This is a genomic window from Salinispora pacifica DSM 45544 (assembly GCF_000378845.1).
Classification (GTDB): Bacteria; Actinomycetota; Actinomycetes; order Mycobacteriales; family Micromonosporaceae; genus Micromonospora; species Micromonospora pacifica.
On record NZ_KB905359.1, the window covers coordinates 2,613,260 to 2,635,564 of the forward strand.

Annotated in this window: 21 protein-coding genes; 3 read left to right on the forward strand and 18 right to left on the reverse strand. The window is 70.7% G+C overall.

The genetic code is table 11. The features are described from left to right. Positions 1-181: 181 nt before the first annotated feature. On the forward strand, positions 182-1,198 hold the full coding sequence (locus tag SALPAC3_RS0111765) for a coiled-coil domain-containing protein (protein WP_026185481.1): 1,017 nt from the start codon (positions 182-184) through the stop codon (positions 1,196-1,198). Between the two features lie 150 nt (positions 1,199-1,348). On the opposite strand, the gene SALPAC3_RS0111770 is transcribed toward SALPAC3_RS0111765, so the two are convergent. Beyond that, positions 1,349-2,089, reverse strand: coding sequence for a carbonic anhydrase (locus SALPAC3_RS0111770; RefSeq protein ID WP_018221433.1), 741 nt, complete (start codon positions 2,087-2,089; stop codon positions 1,349-1,351). Positions 2,090-2,398: 309 nt separating this feature from the next. Between SALPAC3_RS0111770 and SALPAC3_RS0111775 the strand changes: the two genes are divergently transcribed. Continuing rightward, complete coding sequence (locus tag SALPAC3_RS0111775) at positions 2,399-2,935, forward strand: C39 family peptidase (RefSeq protein WP_018221434.1); 537 nt, start codon at positions 2,399-2,401, stop codon at positions 2,933-2,935. 71 nt (positions 2,936-3,006) lie between these two features. On the opposite strand, the gene SALPAC3_RS0111780 is transcribed toward SALPAC3_RS0111775, so the two are convergent. Beyond that, entirely contained in the window at positions 3,007-3,189 is a 183-nt protein-coding gene (locus tag SALPAC3_RS0111780; protein ID WP_018221435.1) for an antitoxin, read from the reverse strand. Between the two features lie 95 nt (positions 3,190-3,284). Further along, positions 3,285-3,932, reverse strand: coding sequence for a dienelactone hydrolase family protein (locus tag SALPAC3_RS0111785; RefSeq protein WP_026185482.1), 648 nt, complete (start codon positions 3,930-3,932; stop codon positions 3,285-3,287). A gap of 150 nt (positions 3,933-4,082) precedes the next feature. On the opposite strand from SALPAC3_RS0111785, the gene SALPAC3_RS28370 reads away from it, so the two are divergent. Next, positions 4,083-4,259 carry a hypothetical protein gene (locus SALPAC3_RS28370; protein WP_018221437.1) on the forward strand — a complete coding sequence of 59 codons (177 nt, stop codon included), beginning with the start codon at positions 4,083-4,085 and terminating at the stop codon, positions 4,257-4,259. Between the two features lie 53 nt (positions 4,260-4,312). Here the strand turns inward: SALPAC3_RS28370 and SALPAC3_RS0111795 are convergent, their stop codons facing one another. The 15 genes from SALPAC3_RS0111795 to pdxH all read right to left on the reverse strand — a co-directional run bounded on the left by SALPAC3_RS0111795 (position 4,313) and on the right by pdxH (position 22,125). Further along, positions 4,313-6,688, reverse strand: coding sequence for a glycoside hydrolase family 65 protein (locus SALPAC3_RS0111795; protein ID WP_018221438.1), 2,376 nt, complete (start codon positions 6,686-6,688; stop codon positions 4,313-4,315). Next, the gene (locus SALPAC3_RS0111800) at positions 6,685-7,440 is read right to left on the reverse strand and encodes an HAD family hydrolase (RefSeq protein WP_018221439.1); all 756 of its coding nucleotides are present in this window, start codon (positions 7,438-7,440) and stop codon (positions 6,685-6,687) included. Before SALPAC3_RS0111800 ends, SALPAC3_RS0111795 begins: the two co-directional genes overlap by 4 nt. 58 nt (positions 7,441-7,498) lie before the next feature. After that, positions 7,499-7,963, reverse strand: a complete 465-nt coding sequence (locus SALPAC3_RS0111805; protein ID WP_018221440.1) for a DUF4442 domain-containing protein — start codon at positions 7,961-7,963, stop codon at positions 7,499-7,501. A 75-nt stretch (positions 7,964-8,038) separates the two neighbouring features. Next, on the reverse strand, positions 8,039-9,346 hold the full coding sequence (locus SALPAC3_RS0111810; protein WP_018221441.1) for an ABC transporter ATP-binding protein: 1,308 nt from the start codon (positions 9,344-9,346) through the stop codon (positions 8,039-8,041). Between the two features lie 153 nt (positions 9,347-9,499). After that, positions 9,500-11,695 carry a bifunctional glycosyltransferase/CDP-glycerol:glycerophosphate glycerophosphotransferase gene (locus tag SALPAC3_RS0111815; protein ID WP_018221442.1) on the reverse strand — a complete coding sequence of 732 codons (2,196 nt, stop codon included), beginning with the start codon at positions 11,693-11,695 and terminating at the stop codon, positions 9,500-9,502. A gap of 8 nt (positions 11,696-11,703) precedes the next feature. After that, positions 11,704-13,689 carry a DUF5941 domain-containing protein gene (locus tag SALPAC3_RS0111820; RefSeq protein WP_018221443.1) on the reverse strand — a complete coding sequence of 662 codons (1,986 nt, stop codon included), beginning with the start codon at positions 13,687-13,689 and terminating at the stop codon, positions 11,704-11,706. Next, positions 13,686-14,435: an ABC transporter ATP-binding protein gene (locus tag SALPAC3_RS0111825; protein WP_018221444.1), complete on the reverse strand. Its 750-nt coding sequence runs from the start codon at positions 14,433-14,435 to the stop codon at positions 13,686-13,688. Before SALPAC3_RS0111825 ends, SALPAC3_RS0111820 begins: the two co-directional genes overlap by 4 nt. Position 14,436: 1 nt before the next feature. Next, positions 14,437-15,264 carry an ABC transporter permease gene (locus tag SALPAC3_RS0111830; RefSeq protein WP_018221445.1) on the reverse strand — a complete coding sequence of 276 codons (828 nt, stop codon included), beginning with the start codon at positions 15,262-15,264 and terminating at the stop codon, positions 14,437-14,439. 55 nt (positions 15,265-15,319) lie between these two features. Continuing rightward, entirely contained in the window at positions 15,320-16,717 is a 1,398-nt protein-coding gene (locus SALPAC3_RS0111835) for an L-serine ammonia-lyase (RefSeq protein WP_018221446.1), read from the reverse strand. 181 nt (positions 16,718-16,898) lie between these two features. Beyond that, a complete protein-coding gene (locus SALPAC3_RS0111840) occupies positions 16,899-18,059 on the reverse strand; it encodes an acyl-CoA dehydrogenase family protein (RefSeq protein ID WP_018221447.1) in 1,161 nt (386 codons plus the stop codon). Positions 18,060-18,094: 35 nt separating this feature from the next. Further along, positions 18,095-18,400, reverse strand: a complete 306-nt coding sequence (locus SALPAC3_RS0111845; RefSeq protein WP_018221448.1) for a type II toxin-antitoxin system VapB family antitoxin — start codon at positions 18,398-18,400, stop codon at positions 18,095-18,097. 184 nt (positions 18,401-18,584) lie between these two features. Beyond that, positions 18,585-19,187: a nitroreductase family protein gene (locus SALPAC3_RS0111850; RefSeq protein ID WP_018221449.1), complete on the reverse strand. Its 603-nt coding sequence runs from the start codon at positions 19,185-19,187 to the stop codon at positions 18,585-18,587. Between the two features lie 13 nt (positions 19,188-19,200). Beyond that, a complete protein-coding gene (locus SALPAC3_RS0111855) occupies positions 19,201-20,127 on the reverse strand; it encodes an aldose 1-epimerase family protein (RefSeq protein ID WP_018221450.1) in 927 nt (308 codons plus the stop codon). A gap of 49 nt (positions 20,128-20,176) precedes the next feature. Then, entirely contained in the window at positions 20,177-21,469 is a 1,293-nt protein-coding gene (locus tag SALPAC3_RS0111860) for an MFS transporter (RefSeq protein ID WP_018221451.1), read from the reverse strand. Next, entirely contained in the window at positions 21,466-22,125 is a 660-nt protein-coding gene (gene pdxH / locus SALPAC3_RS0111865) for a pyridoxamine 5'-phosphate oxidase (protein ID WP_026185483.1), read from the reverse strand. Before pdxH ends, SALPAC3_RS0111860 begins: the two co-directional genes overlap by 4 nt. Positions 22,126-22,305: the final 180 nt, after the last annotated feature.

A 22,305-nucleotide genomic window follows, 5' to 3' on the forward strand; every position in this document is an offset into this window, starting at 1 on the left:
GTCAGGTAACCTCGCTGCCGGTCACCGCCAAAGGCGCGTATCAGCACCTGCGGGACCACCGCCCAATCGCCGCGAGGCGAGCCGGGGAAGCGGGCAGCTGGAGTGCGGCTGCCCCACCAGGGAGCACCTACCGCCCCAACCCGTCAGCTCGCCCAGCCGGCGGTCAACGGAAGGGATCATTGTGACGGCACCCCCACGCCGCTGGTTGACGCCTGTGGCGGCCGTGCTCACCGCGCTGGCCGTGCTCGCCGGGCCGATCCCGGTGTCCGCCACCCCCACCTCTCCCCCGCAGCCCTCGGGGCACGACGAGGAGCCGGAGCTCCTCGGTGATCTCATCGAGGTCCGCAACCGTGAGTACGTGAAGGCAAAGGCGCAGTTGGCGGACTCCGAGAAACGCCAGGCCGCCCTGGAGAAGGAGATCAAGAAGGCGCAGGCCGAGCTGGACGAGCTCGCCCCTCAGGTGGCGGAGATCGCTACCCAGTCGTACCGGACGGGACAGGTCGGGGCGATATCGACGTTGCTGGAAGCGGACAACCCCGACTCCTTCATCGCCCGGGCCACCGCGCTGGATGAGCTGAACCGCGTCAACGACCAGCGAATCAAGGCGGTCAACACGATCAAGACCCGCGCCGAGCAGGCGAAGGTGGGGATCGACGAAGAGGTACGCAAACAACAGAAGCTGGAGAGCGATCTCGAACGCGGGAAGCTCGAAGCGGAGAAGGCGCTCCGCCTCGTCGGCGGCACCGGGCTCACCGGCGGCCTGGTTGATGCCGAATCGCCGGTCGCCCGAGTCGCGCCGGGACGCAACTCGGACGGCAGCTGGCAGTCGCTTGGCTGCACCGAGAATGATCCGACCACCAGCGGCTGTATCACCGCACGGACGCTGCACATGTACAACGAGGTCAAGCGAGCTGGCTTTGACCGATTCGTCGGATGCTACCGCTCGGGTGGTCCGTACGAGCACCCCAAGGGCCGGGCCTGTGACTGGTCGCTCCAAAACAGCGGGTTCAGCCCCTGGCACAACAACGACATGCGCATCTACGGCAACAACCTGACTGCGTTCCTGGTCCGTAACGCCGACAAACTCGGCATCTACTACGTGATCTGGAACCGGCAGATCTGGTTCCCGACCACCGGCTGGAAGTCGTACAGCGGCCCGTCGAACCACACCGACCACGTCCACGTGTCGTTGCTGTAGGCCGCCGACGATCTGGGGCCGGCGCCGCGTTCTGCGCGGCACCGGCCCGTTGTCGTTTCTTGGGAACCGACCCGTTGTCGCTTCTTGGCGGACCGGCCCGTTGTCGTTCTCGCGGCACCGCCCCAACGCGCCAGTCGCCGCCGACGCGGCTCAGGCGGGAGCGGGCGGCTCCGCCCGGGCGCCGCCCGCCGGGGGTGCGCTCGACGCCGCGAGCCCGACCTCCGTCACGGTCCGCACCGCGCCGGTGGTGAGCTGGTACGACATCCCCACCACCGCGCAGGTGCCGGCCGCCACCGCGGCAGCGACCGCCGCGGAGCGGTCCAGCAGCACGGCAACGGTCCGCTCGACATGGTGGTCCACGATCTGGTTGAGGTCGGCTACCCCGGCGGCCTCGGCCCGACGGACGCTCGGCAGCACCGCCTCCACCACCGCACGGAGGTGCCCGGAGACCGGTACGCCGGTGGCCTCAGCTGACCGGGCCGCCTGCACCGCGCCACAGGAGTCGTGCCCGAGCACCACCACCAGCGGGGCGCCCAGCGCGGTCACCGCGTACTCGACGCTGCCGAGCACCTCCGGCCCGACTGAGTGCCCAGCCGTGCGTACCACGAACAGGTCACCCAGACCGCGGTCGAAGACTAGCTCAACCGCGACCCGCGAGTCGGAACAACCGAGGATCACCGCGAAGGGCTGCTGGCCCTCCGCCAGCGCGATCCGGCGGCCGACATCCTGGTGCGGGCGGTCCGGGGTCCCGGCGGCAAACCGCCGGTTACCGACGTGTAGCTCGGCGACCGCTGCACGGGGGTGGACCGGCTGCTTCCGCAGCTCGCCGGATCCACCGGTGGACAGCTCAGCTGCGTCCGAGTGCGCATCGGGCGTTTCGGGACGATTCATGCCCTTACCTCATCCCTGTGGGAGGCCCCAACCTGAAGCCCGGAGTACGGGACCCTGGGCCGTACCCACGCTCACATGAAGCAGAAAGCACGTCAAGACATGCGTGATCTGCGCTTCATATGTTGACCGCCAACGGCCTCCCCGCGCCGAGGAATGCCCACCGCGTCCGGCCCGTTGTAGCTCCGGTACCCGGATAACCCCGATTCCCCGATCCCCCGGACCGTCCGGGCTCGGGCCCCCCGTTCGTGCCGAGCGCCGCGCGGTGCTTGCCGTCCCCGACCGGACGTCAGACCCCCAAGGAGCCCGACCATGAGCACGATCACCCCCACCGGCGGCCGCGCGATCGCCGGGCTGCTGGTAACCATCGACTATCAGGCCCAGCCCAACTTCTACTACTGCGGCCCGGCGGCGACCCGGATGGCGCTCTCCGCGCTGGGCCGGCCACTCCCGCAGGATGAGGTCGCCCAACGGCTCGGCACCACCCAGGCCGGCACGGACTCGGCCCTGGACGTCACCCGCGTCCTCAACGAGCTGACCGGAGACGCGTACCGAACCACCGAAATACCGGATACAACGGCCAAACCGGATGAGGTTCACCAGCTACGCGAGGACACCCGGCACGCCCTGGCACAGGGACGCGCGGTCGTGGCCAACGTCCGGGGGACCACCGTCGACACCGACGGCACCCCGCACTCGTACGAGGGAGGCCACTACCTGACCCTGGTGGGTTACCGCCCCCAGGACGACCTCCTCCGGGTCGCCGATCCGGCCGCATCGAAGCGCGAATACTGGATGGCCGTACCGAAGGTCGCCAACTGGATCGCCGAACGCGGCTACTCGTCCTGACCGCGTGCGGGCCGGCCTCCCCAACGGGAGACCGGCCCGTTCGGCGCGTACCGCGCCGAAACTCGGATGTGTCAGCCGTTCTGATCGCCCTGGCCGGTCCGGGACCGCATCATGTCCACGCCGCGGTCGACGTGCTCCTTGTACCGGCCGCCGGTGCGCTCGTTGACCATGTCGCCGGCCTTCTCTATGCCCCGGTCGACCTGCTCGTCCTGCTTATCGACGTACTCCCTGGCCTGGTCCATGAATTTCTTCATGTCTCCTCCTAGGGTCGAGGTCTTGCACGTACGGCGTTCCCCAGTGCCCGGAGCACAAACACGGACCGTGCCGGGACAGCACGCACGGCCGTGGGTCACCCAAGGTGGTCGGTGAACCAGGTCGCCGCCGCTCGGGCCACCTGTTCCAGCGCACCAGGCTCCTCGAACAGGTGCCCGGCGCCGGGGACCACCGTCAACTCCGCCGGCCCCGGCAGCGCCGCCCGAGCCTGCTCGTTCAGGGTGAGCACCTGGTCGTCGAGGCCGCCCACGAGCAGCAGGGTCGGTGCTCGCACCCGGCCCAGCGCCGGACCGGCGAGATCCGGCCGGCCGCCTCGGGACACCACCGCGCCGACCCCTTCCGGGCGTTCGGCGGCGGCCACCAGGGCGGCGGCGGCCCCGGTGCTGGCCCCGAAGAGCCCGATCGGCACCGCGCCCACCGGATCTCCGGTGGCCAGCCAGTCGACGATCGCGGACAGCCTGCCGGCCAACCGGTCGATATCAAACCGCAGCTGCGCGGTGCGCGCGTCGGCCACCTCCTCATCCGGGGTGAGCAGGTCCACCAGGACGGTGCCGAGCGCGCGGCCATTGAGAGATTGCGCCACCGCGACGTTGCGGGAACTCCGCCGCGAGCTGCCGCTGCCGTGTGCGAAGAGCACCACTCCGGCCGGCTCCGGCGGCACCCGAAGATCAGCCGTAAGCTGGACGTCCCCCGCCGGAACCGACACCTCACTCCGTACGTCCACAGCCCCGGTCATTCCCACCCGTTCGCCCGCCATGCGTACGCCTCGGGGCCCGTCCGGTCTCGTTTCGCCGGGGCGGGCTTCGGGTACCCGGCTGGTGCGGGCAGACCGTACCGGCGCGGGCAGCGCCGGTGATGGATCGGGAGGATCGCCATGGCGCAGCAGCAGGAGTCTCGGCAGCAGGCCGCCGAGCGGGAACGACGAAAGCGCGACGCGAACCGTAACCGGGACTGGGCGGACGAGGCGGCGCGGGCGCGTACCGCTGATGATCCGCGAGCGATGGCGCCGCGGGACGCCGCCGGCCGCCCCTCCCAGGGCCGCCAGTTGTAAGGTGCCGACCTCGGTCGGGGCCCGATCCGGCTCGGCCGGGGCAGGCCCCGACCCTACGGTTCCCGCTCCGGGAGGCGGATCAGCGGGTCGCGGCCGGGCGGCTGCTCCGGGGTCTGGCTCGGCTCACTCACTGATGGGGTCGGCCGGGTCACCGGTTTGGCACCGGTGACCTCGACTCGCTCGCCGTGGTGCAGCAACTCCAGCGTCTCCTTCGGGTCGCTGTGCTGCAACGCGTAGGTGGTTTGGTGCTGCTGGATGTCCACCCGGAGCTGGATCCGGCGCCAGTGCAGGGAGAACCTCAGCCGGCCCAGGCGGCTGGAGAGCCGGGGCGTGAAGCAGAGCGTCCCGTCGTGCTCGCGCAACCCACCGAACCCGGCGACCAGGGAGATCCACGCACCGGCCAGAGAGGCGATGTGGACGCCGTCGCGGGTGTTCTCGTTCAGGTCGTGTAGGTCCATCAACGCGGCCTCCCGCAGGTAGGTGTGGGCTAGCTCCGGATACCCCACCTCAGCAGCCAGGACGGACTGGGTACAGGCCGACAGCGACGAGTCGCGGACGGTACGGCGCTCGTAGTAGAGGAAGTTGCGCAGCTTCTCCTCCGGGGTGAACGCGTCCCCCCGCCAGTGCATCGCCAGCACCAGATCGGCCTGCTTGATCACCTGCCTGCGGTACAGATCGAAGTACGGATAGTGCAGCAGCAACGGATACTTCTCCGGTGGGGTGTGGACGAAGTCCCACTCCTGGAACCGGGTGAAGCCCTCAACCTGCTCGTGTACGTCGATCTCCTGGTCGTAGGGGATATGCATGGAGGAGGCGGCGTCCCGCCACGCCGCCGCCTCCTCGTCGGTAACGCCCAGATGCTCGGCTTCCTCCCGGTACCGCATCACCGTCTCCGCGGCGGTGGTCAGATTCCGTTGCGCCATCAGATTGGTGTAGACGTTGTCGTTCTTGATCGCGGTGTACTCGTCCGGGCCGGTCACCCCGTCGATGTGGAACTGCCCGTGCCGGTCGTGGTGGCCCAGCGACCGCCACAACCGCGCGGTCTCCACCAGCAACTCCAGGCCGATCTCCCGCTCCAGGTCGGTGTCCTGGGTGGCCTGCACGTAGCGGCGTACCGCGTCGGCGATGCCGGCGGCGATGTGAAAGCCGGCGGTACCGGCCGGCCAGTAGCCGGAGGATTCTGGCCCCTCGATGGTGCGCCAGGGAAAGGCCGCGCCCTCCAGGTTGAGGGTACGGGCCCGTTCCCGCGCGATCGGCAGGGTGTGATGCCGCCAGTGCAGCGCATCGCGCACCGCGGTGGGGTGGGTGTAGGTGAGCACCGGCAGCACGAACATCTCGGTGTCCCAGAAGGCGTGGCCGTCGTACCCCGGGCCGGTGAGACCCTTCGCCGAGATCGGCCGGCGCTCGGCCCGGGTACCTGCCTGGAGCACGTGAAAGAGCCCGAAGCGTACCGCCTGCTGCACCTCGGGGTCGCCCTCCACCAGCACGTCGGCGGAGTCCCAGAACTCCTCCAGATACTCCCGCTGTTCCCGCAGCAACCCGTCCCACCCGTCCAGTTGGGCGGCGGCCAGCGCGGCGCCGACCTGGTCCCGCAGTGCCGGCAGCGACCGGCGGCTGGACCACCCGTACGACAGGTGCTTCACGACCCGCAGCGTCTCGCCCGGCTTGAGCACGCAGGCGATGGTGGTCCGCACCCAGTCCTCGTACCCCTCGGACTCGATGTTGGTCCGCGCGGTGGTCTGCACCTCGTGCTCCATCGCGGCGGCGAGGCGCAGGTCGGACACCTTCGTGCGGTGGATCAGTAGACCACCGTCATGGGTGGTCAGCTCCTCCTCGGCATACAGCGGCGACTCCAGCACCGCCGCCACCCGCGGATCCTTGCTCTGGGCCGGCAGGGTTTCGTTGGCCACCAACTCTGACTGGACGATCAGCCGCAGCGGCTTGCCGTCCACCACCTCGACCTCGTAGTTGATGGCGGCGGCCGAGCGCTGACGGAACGAGACCAGCCGGGTGCTGCGAACGCAGACCTCCCGGCCGGCCGGCGAGCGCCAGTGCACCGTCCGGTGCAGCGTGCCGTCGCGCAGGTTGAGCACCCGCTCGTGGGCGAGGAGTTCGCCGTATCGCACGTCGAGCGGCTCATCGTCGACCAGCAGCCGGATGATCTTCCCATTGGTCACGTTAACGATGGTCTGTCCGGACTCGGGGAACCCGAAGCCGGCCTCCGCGTGCGGCAGGGGGCGTAGCTCGTAGAAGGAGTTCAGGTACGTTCCCGGCAGACCGTACGGCTCGCCTTCGTCAAGGTTGCCGCGCAGGCCGATGTGCCCGTTGGAGAGGGCGAACACCGACTCGGACTGCGCCAACACATCCATGTCCAGCCTGGTTTCTCGGACATGCCACGGCTCGACCGGGTAGGCGCGTTCTCGAATCATGCCCCCGGCTCCCGACTCTCGATCAGCTCCGCGAGGTCCCGCACGACGATGTCCGCGCCGTGCGCCAACAGGGCACCGGCCTGCCCGACCCGGTCCACGCCCACCACGTACCCGAAGTCACCGGCTCGACCGGCGGCGACTCCGGCGAGGGCGTCCTCGAAGACGGCCGCGTTGCCCGGAGCCACCCCGAGCCGTTCGGCCCCGGCCAGGAAGGTGTCCGGTTCTGGTTTGCCGCGTAACTTCTCGGCGCGGGCGACGAGACCGTCGACCCGCACCTCCAGCAGCTCCGCCAGCCCGGACGCGGCGACCACCTCGCCGCCGTTGGCACTGGCGGTGACCACCGCCCGGCGCAGCCCGGCGTCGGTAGCCGCCCGGAGGTACCGCACCGAGCCGGGATAGGCGTCCACCCCGTGCGTCCGCAGCTCCTGGAGCAGCCGGACGTTCTTGCAGTTGCCAAGGCCGTGGACTGTCTCGGCCTCGGGCGGGTCGTCCGGTGTTCCCTCGGGAAGCACGATGTCGCGTGCGGAGAGAAAGGCGCGGACCCCGTCGTACCGGGGCCGACCGTCGACGTATCGCCGGTAGTCCTCATCCGGATCGAAGGGGGTGAACGGCTCGTCGTTGGCGGCGGCGCGACGACGCAGAAACTCGTCGAACGTCGCCCGCCACGCGGCGTTGTGAACCCGAGCGGTCTGGGTGAGCACCCCGTCCAGGTCGAACAGGCAGGCGGTCACGTGCGCAGGCAGACCCAGCATCGTTCGAATCTATCGAGCCTGGTCGTGGCGCAAACCGTTTCGGCGGTCAACGCGCCGATCAGTGCGGACGAAGCGTCCAGACGATGGTCATCTCCCCGGTGGGTTTGCCCTCCTCGGTGGCGATCTCCACGCCGACCCGAAACTCGGGTCGCTCTCCGGCGTCCAGCTCCGCGATCACGTCGGCGACGGGTCGATCGAGCCGCGCGGTCGCCCGCACCGGCCCCATGGCGAGCTTCCGGTACGCGATCTCCGCGCTGACGGCGAGCGGCGTCGCCCGGTCGAGCACCGACGCGAACGCGGCCACCACGACCGCACCAGAGGCCGTCTCGCCGAGGGTGAACATGGCGCCGGCGTGCGGCCCACCGACATGGTTGTGGGTGGCCGGCGTGTCGGGCAGCCGGACCACCGCCTGGATCGCGCCACCGGCTTCGGGGACCACCTCGACGAATTCGAAGCCCAGCGTACGGGCGAAGGGCACGGCCGCCAGCATGCTGGCGGCCACCTGGCTCGCATCGATGCTCATGGCCGGACACGTTACCGGCCGGTAACCGGGGCGACAAGGCGGCGCCCGCACCCGACCGGCACCGGGGCTCCCACGTCAGCGCCGACCGACATCGATCCGGTCGCCGTGCTCGTCGAAGAAGTGCAGCGCGTCCATCCGGACCTGGAGCGCCAACCTCTGCCCCGGAGCCACCGCGGGGTAGGCCGCCAGCCGCACCGCCAACTCCGCCGGCCGATTGTGGTGCCGACCCGGATCGCGAAACACGCTGGCCGGCGAACGGCTCGCCGCGGCCCGCTGCCCCTCGTCCGCCGTACCAGCCCGGCCGGTGATCCGCCGCAGCACCCGGCCGACCTGACGCCGGCCTCGTTGCCCGACCACGCCCCCGTCCGCTGACGCCACCGCCTCGTCCACGACGACGGCGGTAGCACCGACGTCGAGAAAGGCAAGCGATTCGTGCCCGTGATGCTCCAGGTGGCGGAGCTGCCCGTGCAACACCGGGCCGAGGGCGTTCGGGGCGGTCGGGGTCAGCGCCTCGGCCCGCAGGCCGACCACGATCCGCTCGCCGTGATAGTGGCCCACCGCCCGGGCGCGCATGTCGTCCCACGGGAGGTGCAGCGTCTGTTCGCCGAGGTTGAGCGCGACGTGTTGGTCCAGGTGCACATGGACCGCGGCCTCCAGCAGGTTCATCCGCGGGGTGCCGAGAAACGTGGCGACGTAGAGGGTGGCCGGGCGGCCGTAGACCTGGGTCGGGGTACCGACGTCCTGCAGGACCCCTTTGCGCATGATCGCCACCCGGTCGGCCATGGTCAGCGCCTCGGTCTGATCGTGGGTCACGTAGATGGTGGTGACCCCCAGCTCCCGGGTCAGTCCGGAAATCTCCGCACGCAGCTCGGAGCGGAGCCCGCTATCCAGATTGGACAATGGCTCGTCCATCAGGAAGAGCTCCGGTCGACGCACGAGCGCCCGCCCCATGGCGACCCGCTGACGCTGACCACCGGAGAGCCGCCCGGGCCGGCGATCGAGAACGTCGCCGATACCCAACGCGCCCGCGACGTCGGCGACCTGCTCACCGCGCCGCTCCGCCGCCAAGCCGGCCAGGCGCAGCGGAAAGGCGATGTTGTCGCCGACGCTCAGGTGCGGATAGAGAGCGAAATCCTGGAAGACCATCGCCACCGACCGGTCCCGGGGCGGCAGGTCGTTGGCGAACTCACCGTTGAGCAGGACCGCACCGGAGGTCGGGTCCTCCAAGCCGGCGACCATGCGCAGCACCGTGGACTTACCGCAGCCGGAGGGGCCGAGCAGCACCATGAACTCACCGTCGTTGACGTCAAGGTTCACCCGGTCGACGGCGAGGGTGCCGGCGCGGAAGACCTTGGTCACATCCCTGAGCGCGACGGTGGCCACCGTTCCTCCCCCACCTGACCAACTGGGACCTGAACGACTGTGACGAGCCTCACTCAGCCTGCCTATCGGATGAACGTTCAATCTTCACCGCCGGACCGCTCCCCCGCGGGCCGAACCGCGCAACGCCGGGGAAGCGTCCGGAGGGGCGGGACGCTAGCTGGCCGGGCTGGCTCCGGCGGCATCCACCCCGAAGATCCGCCGGACCACCCGTTCCGCGGCGTGGCCATCGTCGAGCCGGCAGAACCGGTCCCGGAACCGACGCCGCGCCGCCTCCGCCGACGGAGCCCGCAACGCACCGGAGCGGAAGAGGTCGAGCAGCCCGGCGAAGTCCGTCGCCACCGCCCCCGGCGGATCGGCGAGCACATCCAGGTAGACGCCGCGGGTCAGCCGGTACGCCGCCCAGTCCGGCGCGTACACGACGATCGGTCGATCCAGGACGGCGTAGTCGAACATCGCCGACGAGTAGTCGGTGACCAGCACGTCGGCGGCGAGATAGAGGTCCTCGACCCGGGCATGGTCGCTCACGTCGCGCAGTCGGTCCGGGTGGGCCGTATCCGGAGCCGGGGCGGCTCGGTCGTCGAAGTAGTGACTGCGCACCAGCAACCGACCGGCGGGCCCCAACGCGGCGAGGAACCGGTCCGGGTCGAACGGTGGGCGGTACCCCGGCAGGTGCTCCCGGTGCGTCGGCAGGTAGAGAACCACCTGCTCGCCGACCCCCAGGCCCAGCTCGGCCCGGATCCGCAGCACCTCCTCGGTGGTGGCGGTGGCCAGCCGGTCGTTGCGCGGATACCCCACCTCCAGCGTGGTGTACGCGGCCGGGTAGGCCCGCTCCCACATCTGGGTGGAGAAGCTGTTGGAGGTGATGCTGTAGTCCCACCGGTCCACCCGGTGCAGCAGCCCCGCGAAGTCCATCAGGGCCCCGACCGGGTAGCGCTGCTGGTCCAGGCCCATCACCTTGACCGGGGTGCCGTGATGGGTCTGCACGTGCACGGTGCCGGGTCGTTTCCGGACGAAATTGGGAAAGTTGACGTTGTTGACCAGCCAGCGGGCCTGCGCCAACGCCCGGTAACCCGCGGGGGTCCCGGAGACCACGTAGTCCACGCCTGCCGGCAGCGAGTCCACCCGGTCCCGCCGCACGATCCACACCCCCCGCACGTGCGGGGCGAGTCGCCGGGCAGCCTCATAGATGGCCGCCGGATTACAGGCGTAGCCGCGGTACCAGTAGGCGGCGTACACCGCCAGCCGCGGGTCAACCGGCCGCAGTAGCTCGGCCCGGTAGTACTCGCGCAACCCGGCGTCCCGAACCCGCCGGAGGAGCGGCACGGCCCCGCGCCGGGCCTGTCGGGTGGCGCGGGCGGCGATACCCCGGATCCGAGCGGCACCGCGCAGCGCGTTGTACGTCCGCCACCGGCCGGTGGCGACCAGACGGTGCTTCAGCCCTTCGATCCCGGGCGGGGCCGGCTGGTCCGGCGCCGGACGCCAGCGGGCATGGTCGGCGGCGATCCGGACGAAGAAGGCGGGCCGCAGGTCCGCCGGGATCCGCTCCCCGGTGCCGAGCACGGCCAGGTAGTGCCAGATCATCCGTTCGAAGAGGGCCGGGCGGAGGTTGTCTTCGCCCGCATCCAGCTCGTCCAGGAGCGTGAACACCCGGTGCCACTGCGCGAAGACCTCGAAGTGCCGGTCCCCCCGGGTTCGGGTGATGGCGCCGGCCCGGCGCTGCCGATAGTTCACGCAGACCCGATCCAGCACCCCGATCCGCTGGGCGCGGAGGAGCAGCGGGTAGGTGAACGAGACATCCTCGTACCAGCCGGGGGCGAAGCGCAGCCCGTGCTCCAGCAGGAACTCGCGGCGCAGCACCTTGTTCCACGCGGTGTGCAGCAGGCGGATCAGCTCCGGCCGCTCACGCAGCCGAAACGTCGCCGCCCCGGGCGAGGACGGAAAGACCTCACGCATCCCGCTCTGGGTGCTGTCCCCGTTCCACCAGGTCCGTACGTGGTCGACGACGAGGACATCCGGTGTGGCGGCGCGCAGCCGCTCGGCCACCTCGACGAGGCACTCCGGGGCCAACCAGTCGTCGCCGTCAACGAACCACACGTACTCCCCGCCGGCCTGGTCCAGGCCGGCGTTGCGGGCGGGGCCGAGTCCCCCGTTCGCCGGCAGCGCGATCGTCCGTACCCGTTGGTCGCGGGCCTCGTACTCGGCCAGGATCTCGCCGCTGCTGTCCGGCGAACAGTCATCGACGCCGATCACCTCGATCCCAGCCACCGGCTGCCCGAGGATCGAGTCCAGGCATTCGCGCAGGTAGCCCTGCACCCGGTAGGCCGGGACCACGAAGCTGATCAGTGCCACCCGGCCCCCTAACCCGGTGGGCGACCGCCAACAACACCTGTCGATCCCACCGCCCGTACGGCGCGGGCCGGCCGAATCGCCCAGGCGAGGGCCACGCTCCCCACGAAGACCACTAAAAGGTATATACCGAGTGTAGCCATGCCAATAGCAGCAATTCCAGTGATCACAGAGAGCGTCAGCAGCGCTGACCGCCCTTCCCAGCCCAGCGTGGCGTCATGCAACGGCGGGGCCAGCTTCCGCTTCTCCAACCGCGCGGTCAGGTCATAGTGGTGCAGGGTCAGCACGAAAACGTACCCAAAGACCAACCAGTCGGGGACGCCCCCGAGCACCCCGACCGCGATCGCGAAGAGATACTCCGCCGCGCGTAGCGCCGCCGGCACCAGCCAGTCCAGCGCACCGCCGTGAACGGCCCGCGTCCCCGCGGCAGCCAGCAGCAGCCCGCCGAGCCCGACCAACGCCGTCCACCGCGGGAGGGATTCCGGGCCGAAGAGTGCGAGCCCGAGCAGCACCGCCGACACCAGTACCGCCGACACCGCCAACCCCAGCGGGCCCGGCCAGCGCGGCGTCGCCCAGGCGCGGGCCAGTGGGCCGTCGTCCCGATGCAGGGAGGTGTCCACCGTGTTCAGCACACCGACCCGCATCGAGCGGGCCCGCAGCAGCCGCAGCGCCGCGGTGTACCCAAGCGCCAGCACCATCCCGGTCAGCACCGCGAGCAAGGCGACCCGCTGGTCAAACAAGGCTGCCGCCAGGGCGATCAACGCCCATCGCTCACCGATCGGGAAAACCACCGTCCGCTTCAGCCAGTAGCTCACCGAACCAACGTCGCCCTGTACCCGATTGGAGGCGGCACTGAGCCGGGCACCGAACCCACCCCCCGAGGTCGCCGGCGGCCGACGGGCTGCCTCGTCGTGCATCGCGCCGTACCAGGTGTCGCTCATGTGGCGGACGGTCTGCACGGCCATCGCGGCGATCGCCAGGGCCCACCCGTAGCGGAACCCGGCCTGGGTGGCGCCGTAGCCAAGGCCGGCGTAGACGATGAACTCCTTGGCCCGGTCGGCCATGGTGTCGAGCCACCCGCCCCAGGCGCTGAAGCTACGGGTGTAGCGGGCGAGTTGCCCATCCACGCAGTCCAGCACGAAACCCAGGTAAAGCAGCACCGCACCGGCGACCAACGCGGGCCGTCCGCCGACGCCGAACAGCAGCGCGGCCGCCACCGCGAACGCCACCGAGATCATCGTGACCGTGGTGGGGCTCAGCCGGAGCCGGGCCGCCGCCTTCGTCACGTACGGCGACCAGGTACTGACAAAGAAAGTGGTGAAGAAGTCGTCTCGCTCCTTCACCGACAACCGCAGCTCGGCCCGGTCCGGGTCAACGGCGGCGACGGCCGCCTCGGCCGCGGCCCGGTCGTCGGCGGCGGCCGGGTCGTCGGCGGCAGCGATCCGGTGCGCGACGAGCAGCCGTACCCGGTGGGCGAAGGTCACCACGTCGCGGGCCACCAGGTTGGCGAAGAGCCGGTCAACGGCGGGCCCGTCGTCCACGACACCGTGGACCGCAGCGGCTCCCACCGGTACGACCTCGGCGGCGATCGCGCGCGCGGCGGCGACCAGGACCGGCAGGTTCGCCGGATCGACCCGCAGCGCACCCCCGAACACACCGGTGGCCTCGCCGCCCAGTGCCGCCGGCGCTCCAGCGGCGACCACCTGCCCCCGATCCTCCCGAACCGCCGTCCGACCGGGCACCGGCGGACCGGCGAGCACCAGCGCCACCGTCGGCTCCGCCGGGCTGGTGGCGAGGTGCCGGAGGACGGCCGTGTGCGCGACCAGATCAGCGCCGGTGACGAGGACCGGACCGGTTGCCGACTCCGCCAGGTCAGCCAGGGTGGCCAGGTCACTGACGAGCCGGACCTCGTCGACTCCCGCATGGCGGCACTGTCCGGCCAGGCGGTCGGCGAGGTCCGCTGATCCGTCGGTGGTCAACACAACCGCGAGCGTCACCGGGCCACCGCCCCGTGGTACGCGGCCAGCGCCTCGGCCATCGTCCCGTCCACCACCATTTGGCCGGCTTCGAGGTAGAAGCCGCGCCGGCAGAATCGGGTCAGGTCCTGTTCGTTATGTGATACCAGCACCAGGGTGCGCCCCTCTCCGAGCAGACGATCGATCGTCGCATAGCACCGCTGGCGGAATTCGGCGTCCCCAACTGCGGTCACCTCGTCCATCAACAGAATGGGGTGCGGCAGGTGCGAGATGATCGCAAATCCGAGCCGGACTTTCATGCCGGACGAGTAGTGCCGCACCGACGTGTCGAGGGCCTGCTCCACCTGCTTGCCCGCGAACGACACGATCTCGTCCACCCGGCGCCGCAGGTAGCTCGACGAGAGGCCGTGTAGGCCCCCGACCAGGTAGAGGTTCTCCCGGCCGGTCAGGTCGGCGGAGAAGCCGGCGGAGAGCTCCAGCAGCGGGGCGACCGCGCCGCGCACGGTGATCCACCCCTCGTCGGGGATCAGCACGCCGGCGATGAGCCGCAGCAGGGTGCTCTTGCCGGTGCCGTTGCGGCCGATCACGCCGACCGTGTCGCCGGCCGCGATCGAAAAGGAGAGATTTCGTAGCGGCCAGAACCGACCATCGACACGACCACCGCGACGCCCCCGGTGCAGGGCGAGGTCCCGCAGCCGCAGTTGCCGACGGCGGTTCCGGACGAAGCGAATGCCGAGCCCCGCTGCTTCGATGATCGGATCGGCCATCTCACAGCTCCTTGAGGACCGCCGGTTCGAGGCGGCGGAACGTCCACCAACCAATGGCGAGTACCAACAGACAGCCAGTGATCGTGGTGCCGAATAACCGGGCGTCGGGGAACTCGTCGGGGTACCAGACCGCGTGGTGCAGTTGGAAGATTCCGACCAGGGGGTTCAGTTCGTACCCGACCTTAAGCCAGTCGGGCAGGCTGGAGTCCCGAACCAGACCGAAAGGGTAAATGATCGGTGTGGCGTAGAAGAGCACCCGGACGACCAGCCGCATGACTCGCTCGACGTCGCGCATCAGCACGTTGGCCGCGGAGAGCAGCAGCGCCAGGCCGACCAGCAGAACACCCTGGAGGGTGATGGCCAGCGGGAGGGCGAGCACCGACCAGCCGGGGTGGATCCGCCCCGCCACCGCGTACGCCGCCGCGGCCGCCACCAGGAGGGGCAGGCCGGCCAGGTACTCGGCGACCCGCCCGGCGACCCGCCCGATCGGGAAGAACTGGCGGGGAAGGTTCATCGTGGTGATCAACCTGGCCTGGCCGGTCAGCGCGTTGGTCGCCTCGCCCAGCGCCGAGCTGGCCCACATCCAGGCGAAGACCCCGGTGAACAGGAACAGCGGGTATGAGTCAGCCGCCTCACCCAGGTACCGACCGGTGTCCCGCTCGTACAGCACACCGAAGACGAACCAGTAGATAGCGCCGAAGCCCAACGGTTCGATCAGAGACCAGAGATAGCCCAACGCGGACTGCTGGTACTTGACCGCGAGGTCCCGCCGAACGAGGATCCGCAGCGCGCCCCGATTCGACCAGAGCGTCCCGACGCCAGCGGCCACCGCGTCGCCTCCTGCCCGGTCCGCGCCATACCCCCGCCCGGCGGGCCGGTGGCACTCAGCACTCGATCACATTGACGGCGAGGCCGCCCCGTGCCGTCTCCTTGTATTTGACCTTCATGTCCGCCCCGGTCTCCCGCATCGTCTTGATCACCTTGTCGAGCGAGACGTGGTGCACGCCGTCACCCCGCAACGCGAGCCGGGCAGCCGTGATCGCCTTGATGCTAGCCACCGCGTTCCGTTCGATGCAGGGGATCTGCACGAGGCCGCCGACCGGATCACAGGTCAGCCCCAGGTTGTGCTCCATGCCGATCTCGGCGGCGTTCTCCACCTGCTCCGGGCTGCCCCCCAGCGCCTCGGCCAGCCCGGCCGCCGCCATCGAGCAGGCCGAACCGACCTCGCCCTGGCAACCCACCTCGGCGCCGGAGATGGAGGCGTTCTCCTTGAACAGCACGCCGATGGCGCCGGCCGCGAGCAGGAACCGCACCACACCTTCCGCGGTGGCACCCGGGCCGAACCGGTCGTAGTAGTGCAGGACCGCCGGAATGATGCCGGCCGCGCCGTTGGTCGGTGCGGTCACCACCCGACCACCGCCGGCATTCTCCTCGTTGACCGCGAGGGCGAAGAGGGTCACCCAGTCCATCGTGCGCAGCGGGTCCACCGCCCCCTGACCCGCTGTTGACCGCATCGGGTCCGCGTCCATCATCAGGCCGCGATAGAGCTCGGCGGCCCGCCGCCGGACCCGCAACCGGCCGGGGAGAACACCGTCGCGTTCGCAGCCGCGTGCCACGCACTCCCGCATCACCCGCCAGATCTCCAGCAGGCCGGCGCGCACCTCCCGCTCGCTGCGCCAGGACAGCTCGTTGGCGAGCATCACCTCGCTGATCGACAGCCCGGTCTCCCGGGTCACGGCCAGCAGCTGCGCACCGGTCGAGAAGGGGTGGCGCACCGGGGTGGTGTCCGAGGTGATCCGGTCCGCCCCCGCCGCCGCCTCGTCCACGACGAACCCACCCCCGACCGAGTAGTAGGTACGGGCCCGGAGCTCGGCTCCGGTCCGGTCGTAGGCGGCGAAGGTCATCCCGTTCGGGTGGTACGGCAGCGACCGGCGGCGGTGCAGCACCAGGTCCCGAGCCGAATCAAAGTCGATCTCGTGTACGGCGTGCAGCGAGATCCGCTGCTCGGCGCGGATCCGGTCGATCCAGCCCTCGACGGCGTCGGTGTCGACCGTCTCCGGCTCCGCACCAGCGAGCCCGAGCAGGATCGCCCGATCACTGCCGTGACCGCGGCCGGTCGCCCCCAACGAACCGAACAACTCGGCGCGGATCCGTACCGTCTCACTGAGCAGCCCGTCCGCCTTGAGGCCGGCGACGAACGTCCGGGCGGCACGCATCGGCCCGACGGTGTGCGAGCTGGACGGCCCGATACCGACACTGAAGAGATCGAATATGCTGATCATGGCTGCACTTCCTCGCCGTCCTACCCACCGCGCGGTTCACCGGCCCGGGGTGACCGCCGGCACGGCGGGCCTGCCCGGGTACCCGGAGCTGTCGGGTCGGCCGGCCAGCCTACCCGCCCCGGCGCCGACATCCACGCGTTGGCACAGCCCGCACCGGGGGCCGGACCCGCGCCGGGCGCAATCAGGCGAACGCGGACAGGCCGGTCAGCCGCTGCCCGATCACAAGCTGATGGATCTCCGAGGTGCCCTCATAGGTGAGCACGCTCTCCAGGTTGTTGGCGTGCCGCAGCACCGGGTACGCGCCGGAGACGCCGTTGGCCCCCAGGATCGTGCGGCACTGCCGGGCGATCGCCAACGCCTCCCGAACGTTGTTGAGCTTGCCCACGCTGACCTGGTCGGGGCGGAGCCGGTCGGCGTCGGCGAGCCGACCGAGCTGCAACGCCAACAGGTAGCCCTTGCTCCACTCCACCGCCATGTCGGCGAGCTTCGCCTGGGTGAGCTGGAACGAGGCGAGAGGGCGGCCGAACTGGGTACGGCTGCCCGCGTACTCCAGCGCCGTCTCCAGGCAGTCCCGGGCGGCGCCCAGGGCTCCCCAGACGATCCCGTGCCGCGCTTCGGTGAGGCAACCCAGCGGCGCCTTCAGCCCGACGGCCTCGGGCAGGCGGGCCGACGCCGGCAGCCGCACGTCGTCCAGGGAGATCTCCCCGGTCACCGATGCCCGCAGCGACATCTTGCGCCGAATCTCGCGCACCGTCACCCCGGGTGTCCCGGTCGGCACGGCGAAGCCGCGGATCCCCTCGTCGGTACGGGCCCAGATCACCGCGACATCCGCGATCGTCGCATTGGTGATCCACATCTTGGTGCCGTGCAGCACCCAGTCGTCGCCGTCGCGGCGGGCCCGGGTGGCCATCGACGCCGGGTCGGATCCGTGGTCCGGCTCGGTCAGCGCGAAGCAGCCGATCGTCTCCCCGGCAGCCATCGTGGGCAGCCAACGCTGCTTCTGCTCCGCGCTGCCGTAGCGCCAGATGGCGTACATCGCCAGCGCCCCCTGCACCGAGACCAGGGAACGGATGCCCGAGTCACCCGCCTCCAGCTCCAGGCAGGCCAGACCGTAGGCGACGGCCGAGGAGCCGGCGCAGCCATACCCGGTCAGGTGCATGCCGAGCAGGCCCAGCTTGCCGAACTCCCGGGCCAGCTCTCGGGCGGGCACGCGGCCCTCCTCATACCAGCCGGCGACGTACGGCCGCACCTGATCGTCCACCAGCTGGCGGACGACGGCGCGAATCTGCCGCTCCTCGGCGCTCAGCGACGAATCGACATCCAGCAAGTCGAGAGGGCTCATGGAGACACCTTAACGAAGGGTCAGCCCGCGCCGCTTCAGTCGACCGCGGCGGGAAAGACGAACACCCGGGCATGGATCTGGTTGCGCTGCTGCAACGCGGCTCGCAGTGCCCGGTGCAGCCCGTCCTCCAGATAGAGCCCGCCGTCCCACTGCACCACGTGCGGAAACAGGTCGCCGTAGAAGGTCGAATCCTCGGCGAGGAGTTTGTCCAGCGCCAACTCACGCTTCGTAGTGATCAATTGATCCAGACGCAGCGGACGCGGAGGGATCTCGGCCCACTGCTTGAGCGTCAGGCTGTGCTCGGGGTATGGACGCCCATCCCGGACCGCTCTGAAGATCACGACGGTTAGCTCCCCTCCCCGCGATCGGCCGCCCCCGACCCGGCACCGCTGCATGCGACGCCGCGAGCAGCGGCGTCAATGACCGTGTCAGCCTAACCGGCCAAGTCACGCCGCGTTCGAACGCTTTATGGCAGTTTCGCCCTGACAGATCGCTTTACCAACCGGGCAAATGGCGTTTTTCGGACTAACTCCACCGACCACGTCGGACCACCTCCTCCACCGGGCGGCGCCCGCGGCGCAGCGACGACGATCGTTGATCCACCGCACGGTAGCCGACGGTGACCGCGCCAACCGGCTCATACTCCAACGGCACCCCGAAAGCCGCCCGATAGTCCGCCAGCCGCTGCGGCGGAATACCGAAAAAGCACGCCCCCAGCCCCTCATCAACGGCGGTGAGCAGCATCAACAACGCGGCGAAGCCGGTGTCGATGTACCAGTAGGGCATCGACCAGCGCTCCGCTGACCGGTCCGCCCACCCCTTGTCCGGCTCCGCGTACCGGTCCAGGTACACCGACCGGTTGGCGTGCGGCACGATGATCAACGGGGCCTGCCGCATCCCGGCCAGCCAGCGTTCCCGGCCGCCGGTGCCCGGCGTGGTCGCCGCCCAGAACCGATCCCGATCCTCGGCGGCCTCCAGCACCAGGAAACCCCACCCCTGGGAGAAGCCCGCCGACGGCGCCCGGATCGCGTGCGCCAGCAGCCGGTCCACCACCTCCGGCGGGACCGGCCGATCCGGATCGTAGTTGCGGACCATCCGACGCCGCCGGACCACCTCGACGAACTCCATCGCGCCTCCTCGACTACGCCGGCCGGATGCCCCAGGCGCCCTGCCAGGTGTCGCCCGGCCGCAACGTGATCAGATCCCGGCCGGAGCGGAACGCATCCGGTGGGCAGGTCATCGGCTCCAGCGCCACCGAACGTCGACGCCGCGACCCGGAGCGGGTGTCCCCGGTGAAGACCTGCCACCAGCCAAACCGCCGGTCCGCCCAGACCCGAACCCGGGCCCCGCCATCCGAGGCGGCCAGCTCGACCACCGAACCACCGTCGCCGTCCCGGACCACGTCGCCGAAGGTGTCGTCAAGCACCGCCCGGCCGATTCGACGCGGCGCGTTCCAGTCGTACTCGGTGCCGACGACCGAGGACTGGGCGATCGGTAGTAGCCGCCCGTCCACCTGCAGCCGGCTCCGCGCTGGCAACCGCAGCAGGACATCGTCAACCGAGCCGCCCGGCACCCGCAGGTACGGGTGCACCGCGAAGCCGAAGGGCGCCGCCTCGCCGCCGCTGTTGGTCACCTCGTGCTCGGCGCGCAGCCCGTCCGGGCCGACAGCCCACCGACTCTGCAGCCGCAGCGACCAGGGGTAGCCGGGGGTGGCGGCCAACTCATAGCCGAGCGTCACCGCGTCGGCCGAACGCTCCAGCAACTGCCAGGGCACCCAGTTGACCAGCCCGTGGAAGGCCGCGTCGTGCTCCGGATCGCTGATCGCCAGCTGGAGGTCGCGGCCCGCGAAGTGGTAGCTACCGTCCCGGAGCCGGTTCGGCCAGGGGGCGAGCACCTGGCCGGCGGAGTCCGGGCACAACTCGGCTGAGGTGTACCCGTCCAGGTGCTCCACCCCGTCGGATCGGTAGGTCCGAATTCCGCCACCGACCTCGACGATCACCGCCTCGTGGCCAGCGGCCGCGATGGTCCACTGTGCCCCCGAGGGGGCCCACTGCCCGGGGAAGTCCATCCCCGGACCCTAACCGGTCAGGCCGGCTGCTCGCTGGCGACAGCACCGGTCAGACCCGCTGCTCACCGGCGACGACCGCCCTCCGGTAGCGGATCAGAGCCGGGAAGGCCACCGCCAGCCCGAGCGCGAACACGGCCGAGAGCAGACCTCCACCAACCCAGGCGACACCGCTGCCGAAGCCACCCGCCATCGCACCGGCCCGCAGGTCACCGAGGCGCGGCCCCCCGGCCACAACGACCGTGTTCACCCCCTGCAGCCGGCCCCGCATCCGGTCCGGCGCGTAGACCAACAGCATCGACTGGCGTAGCACCGCGCTGACCAGGTCGGCCGCGCCCGCCACCGCGAGCAACAGGACCATCAGCCAGAGCTGCTGGGCCAACCCCGCCGCCGCAACCGCCAGGCCCCAGCCGACCACCACCACGACCAGCCCAAGCCCCTGTCGGTGCAGCCGGCTGATCCAGCCGGAGGTGAGGCCGGCCAGCATGGCGCCCATCGCGATGGCACTGAAGAGCCAGCCGACCGCCGCCCCGCCACCGAACCGCTCCTCGGCGATCTCCGGAAACAACGCCCGCGGCAGCGCCAGCACCATCGCGATCAGGTCGATGGCGAACGACAGCAGCAGCACCGGCGTGGTGGTCAGGTACCGGAGTCCGTCCCTGATCCCCGCCAACCCACCGCGCCGCACCTCGCCGTCGCCGAGCGGCTCCGGCGGCATCGGCGGCAGCCGCAGCGCGGCCACCACCAACCCGGTGAACAGGAGCGCGTCCGCGGCGTACGCGATCGGCAGTCCACCCTCGGTGCCGGCCGCCGCGAAGATCAGACCAGCGGCGAGTGGGCCGACCACCGAGGCCGCGGTGAAGGTGGTGAAGTTCAGGGTGGCCGCCGCCGGGACCAGCCCCGGTGGCAGCAGTCGGGGCAGGGCCGCGGTCCGCGCCGGCGCGCTGATCGCGAAGCCGGCCGAGTGGACGGCCACCAGCGCCAGCAGCAACACCGGGCTGCCCACGCCGAGCGAGGCCTGCGCCAGCAGGCCAAGCATCGTGGTCCAGAGCAGCGCCGAACCGGCGAGCAGCACCCGGCGCCGGTCCCGCGCGTCGGCCACCGCTCCGCCCCAGAGCCCAAAGAGCAGCAGGGGCGCGAAGCCGGCGAGGCCGAGCAGGCCGACCCAGTAGGACTCCCCGGTCAGTGCGTACATCTCCACCGGGACGGCGACCGAGGTGAGTTGGAAGCCGAACATCGCCATGGCGTTGCCGAGCCAGATGCGGCGGAACGCCGGCACCGCCAGCGGACGCAGGTCGATCGCCCACCGGCTGCTTCGCCGCCGGGCCGCCCGCACCTCGGTCACGGCGCCAGCCGCTCGACGACCCAGCCGCCCCCGTCGGTGGCGCGGAACCGCAGCCGGTCGTGCAGCCGGCTCGCCTGGCCCTGCCAGAACTCCACCTCGTCGGGGCGGATCCGAAAGCCACCCCAGTGCGGCGGCGCCGGGATCGGCGCCCCGGCGACGAAGCGCTCCGCCGCCGCCTGGTAGGCGGCGTCCAACGCGGCCCGGTCCGGGAGCACCCGGGACTGCTCGCTCGCCCACGCCCCGAGCTGGGAGCCGCGCGGCCGGCTGGCGAAGTACGCCTCGGTCTCGGCCCGGTCGAGCCGCTCCACCCGACCGGTCACCACCACCTGGCGCCCCAGCACGAGCCAGGGAAAGACCAGGCTCGCGTACGGGCTGGCGGCCAACTCGGTGCCCTTGCGCGACCCGTAGTTGGTGAACAGGACGAAGCCGTCCGGCCCATACCCCTTCAACAGCACCGTACGGGCGCTCGGCCGGCCAGCCGCGTCGGCGGTACCGAGCACCATCGCGTTCGGCTCGGGCAAACCGGCGGCCACCGCTTCGGTGAACCAGCGGTCGAACTGGGTGTACCAGTCACCAGCCAGGCTCGTCTCGGTCAGGCCCAGGTCCGCGGCGTACTCGTTACGTAGGTTCGCCGGCGGCACTGTGTCGCCTGTCACATCTACTCCCCTCCCAGATGGCGGACCGACCCGTCGTGTCGCTGACAGCCTGCCCGTACACCCAGTGTCACCGACCCCTCGACGGCCGTTCCGGCCGGGGATGTCGGGTGAGGCACAGCGGCCATGGGTCGAAAGTCCCGTGGTCAGCAGGCAAGATGTCACGAACACATCCCTGAGGGT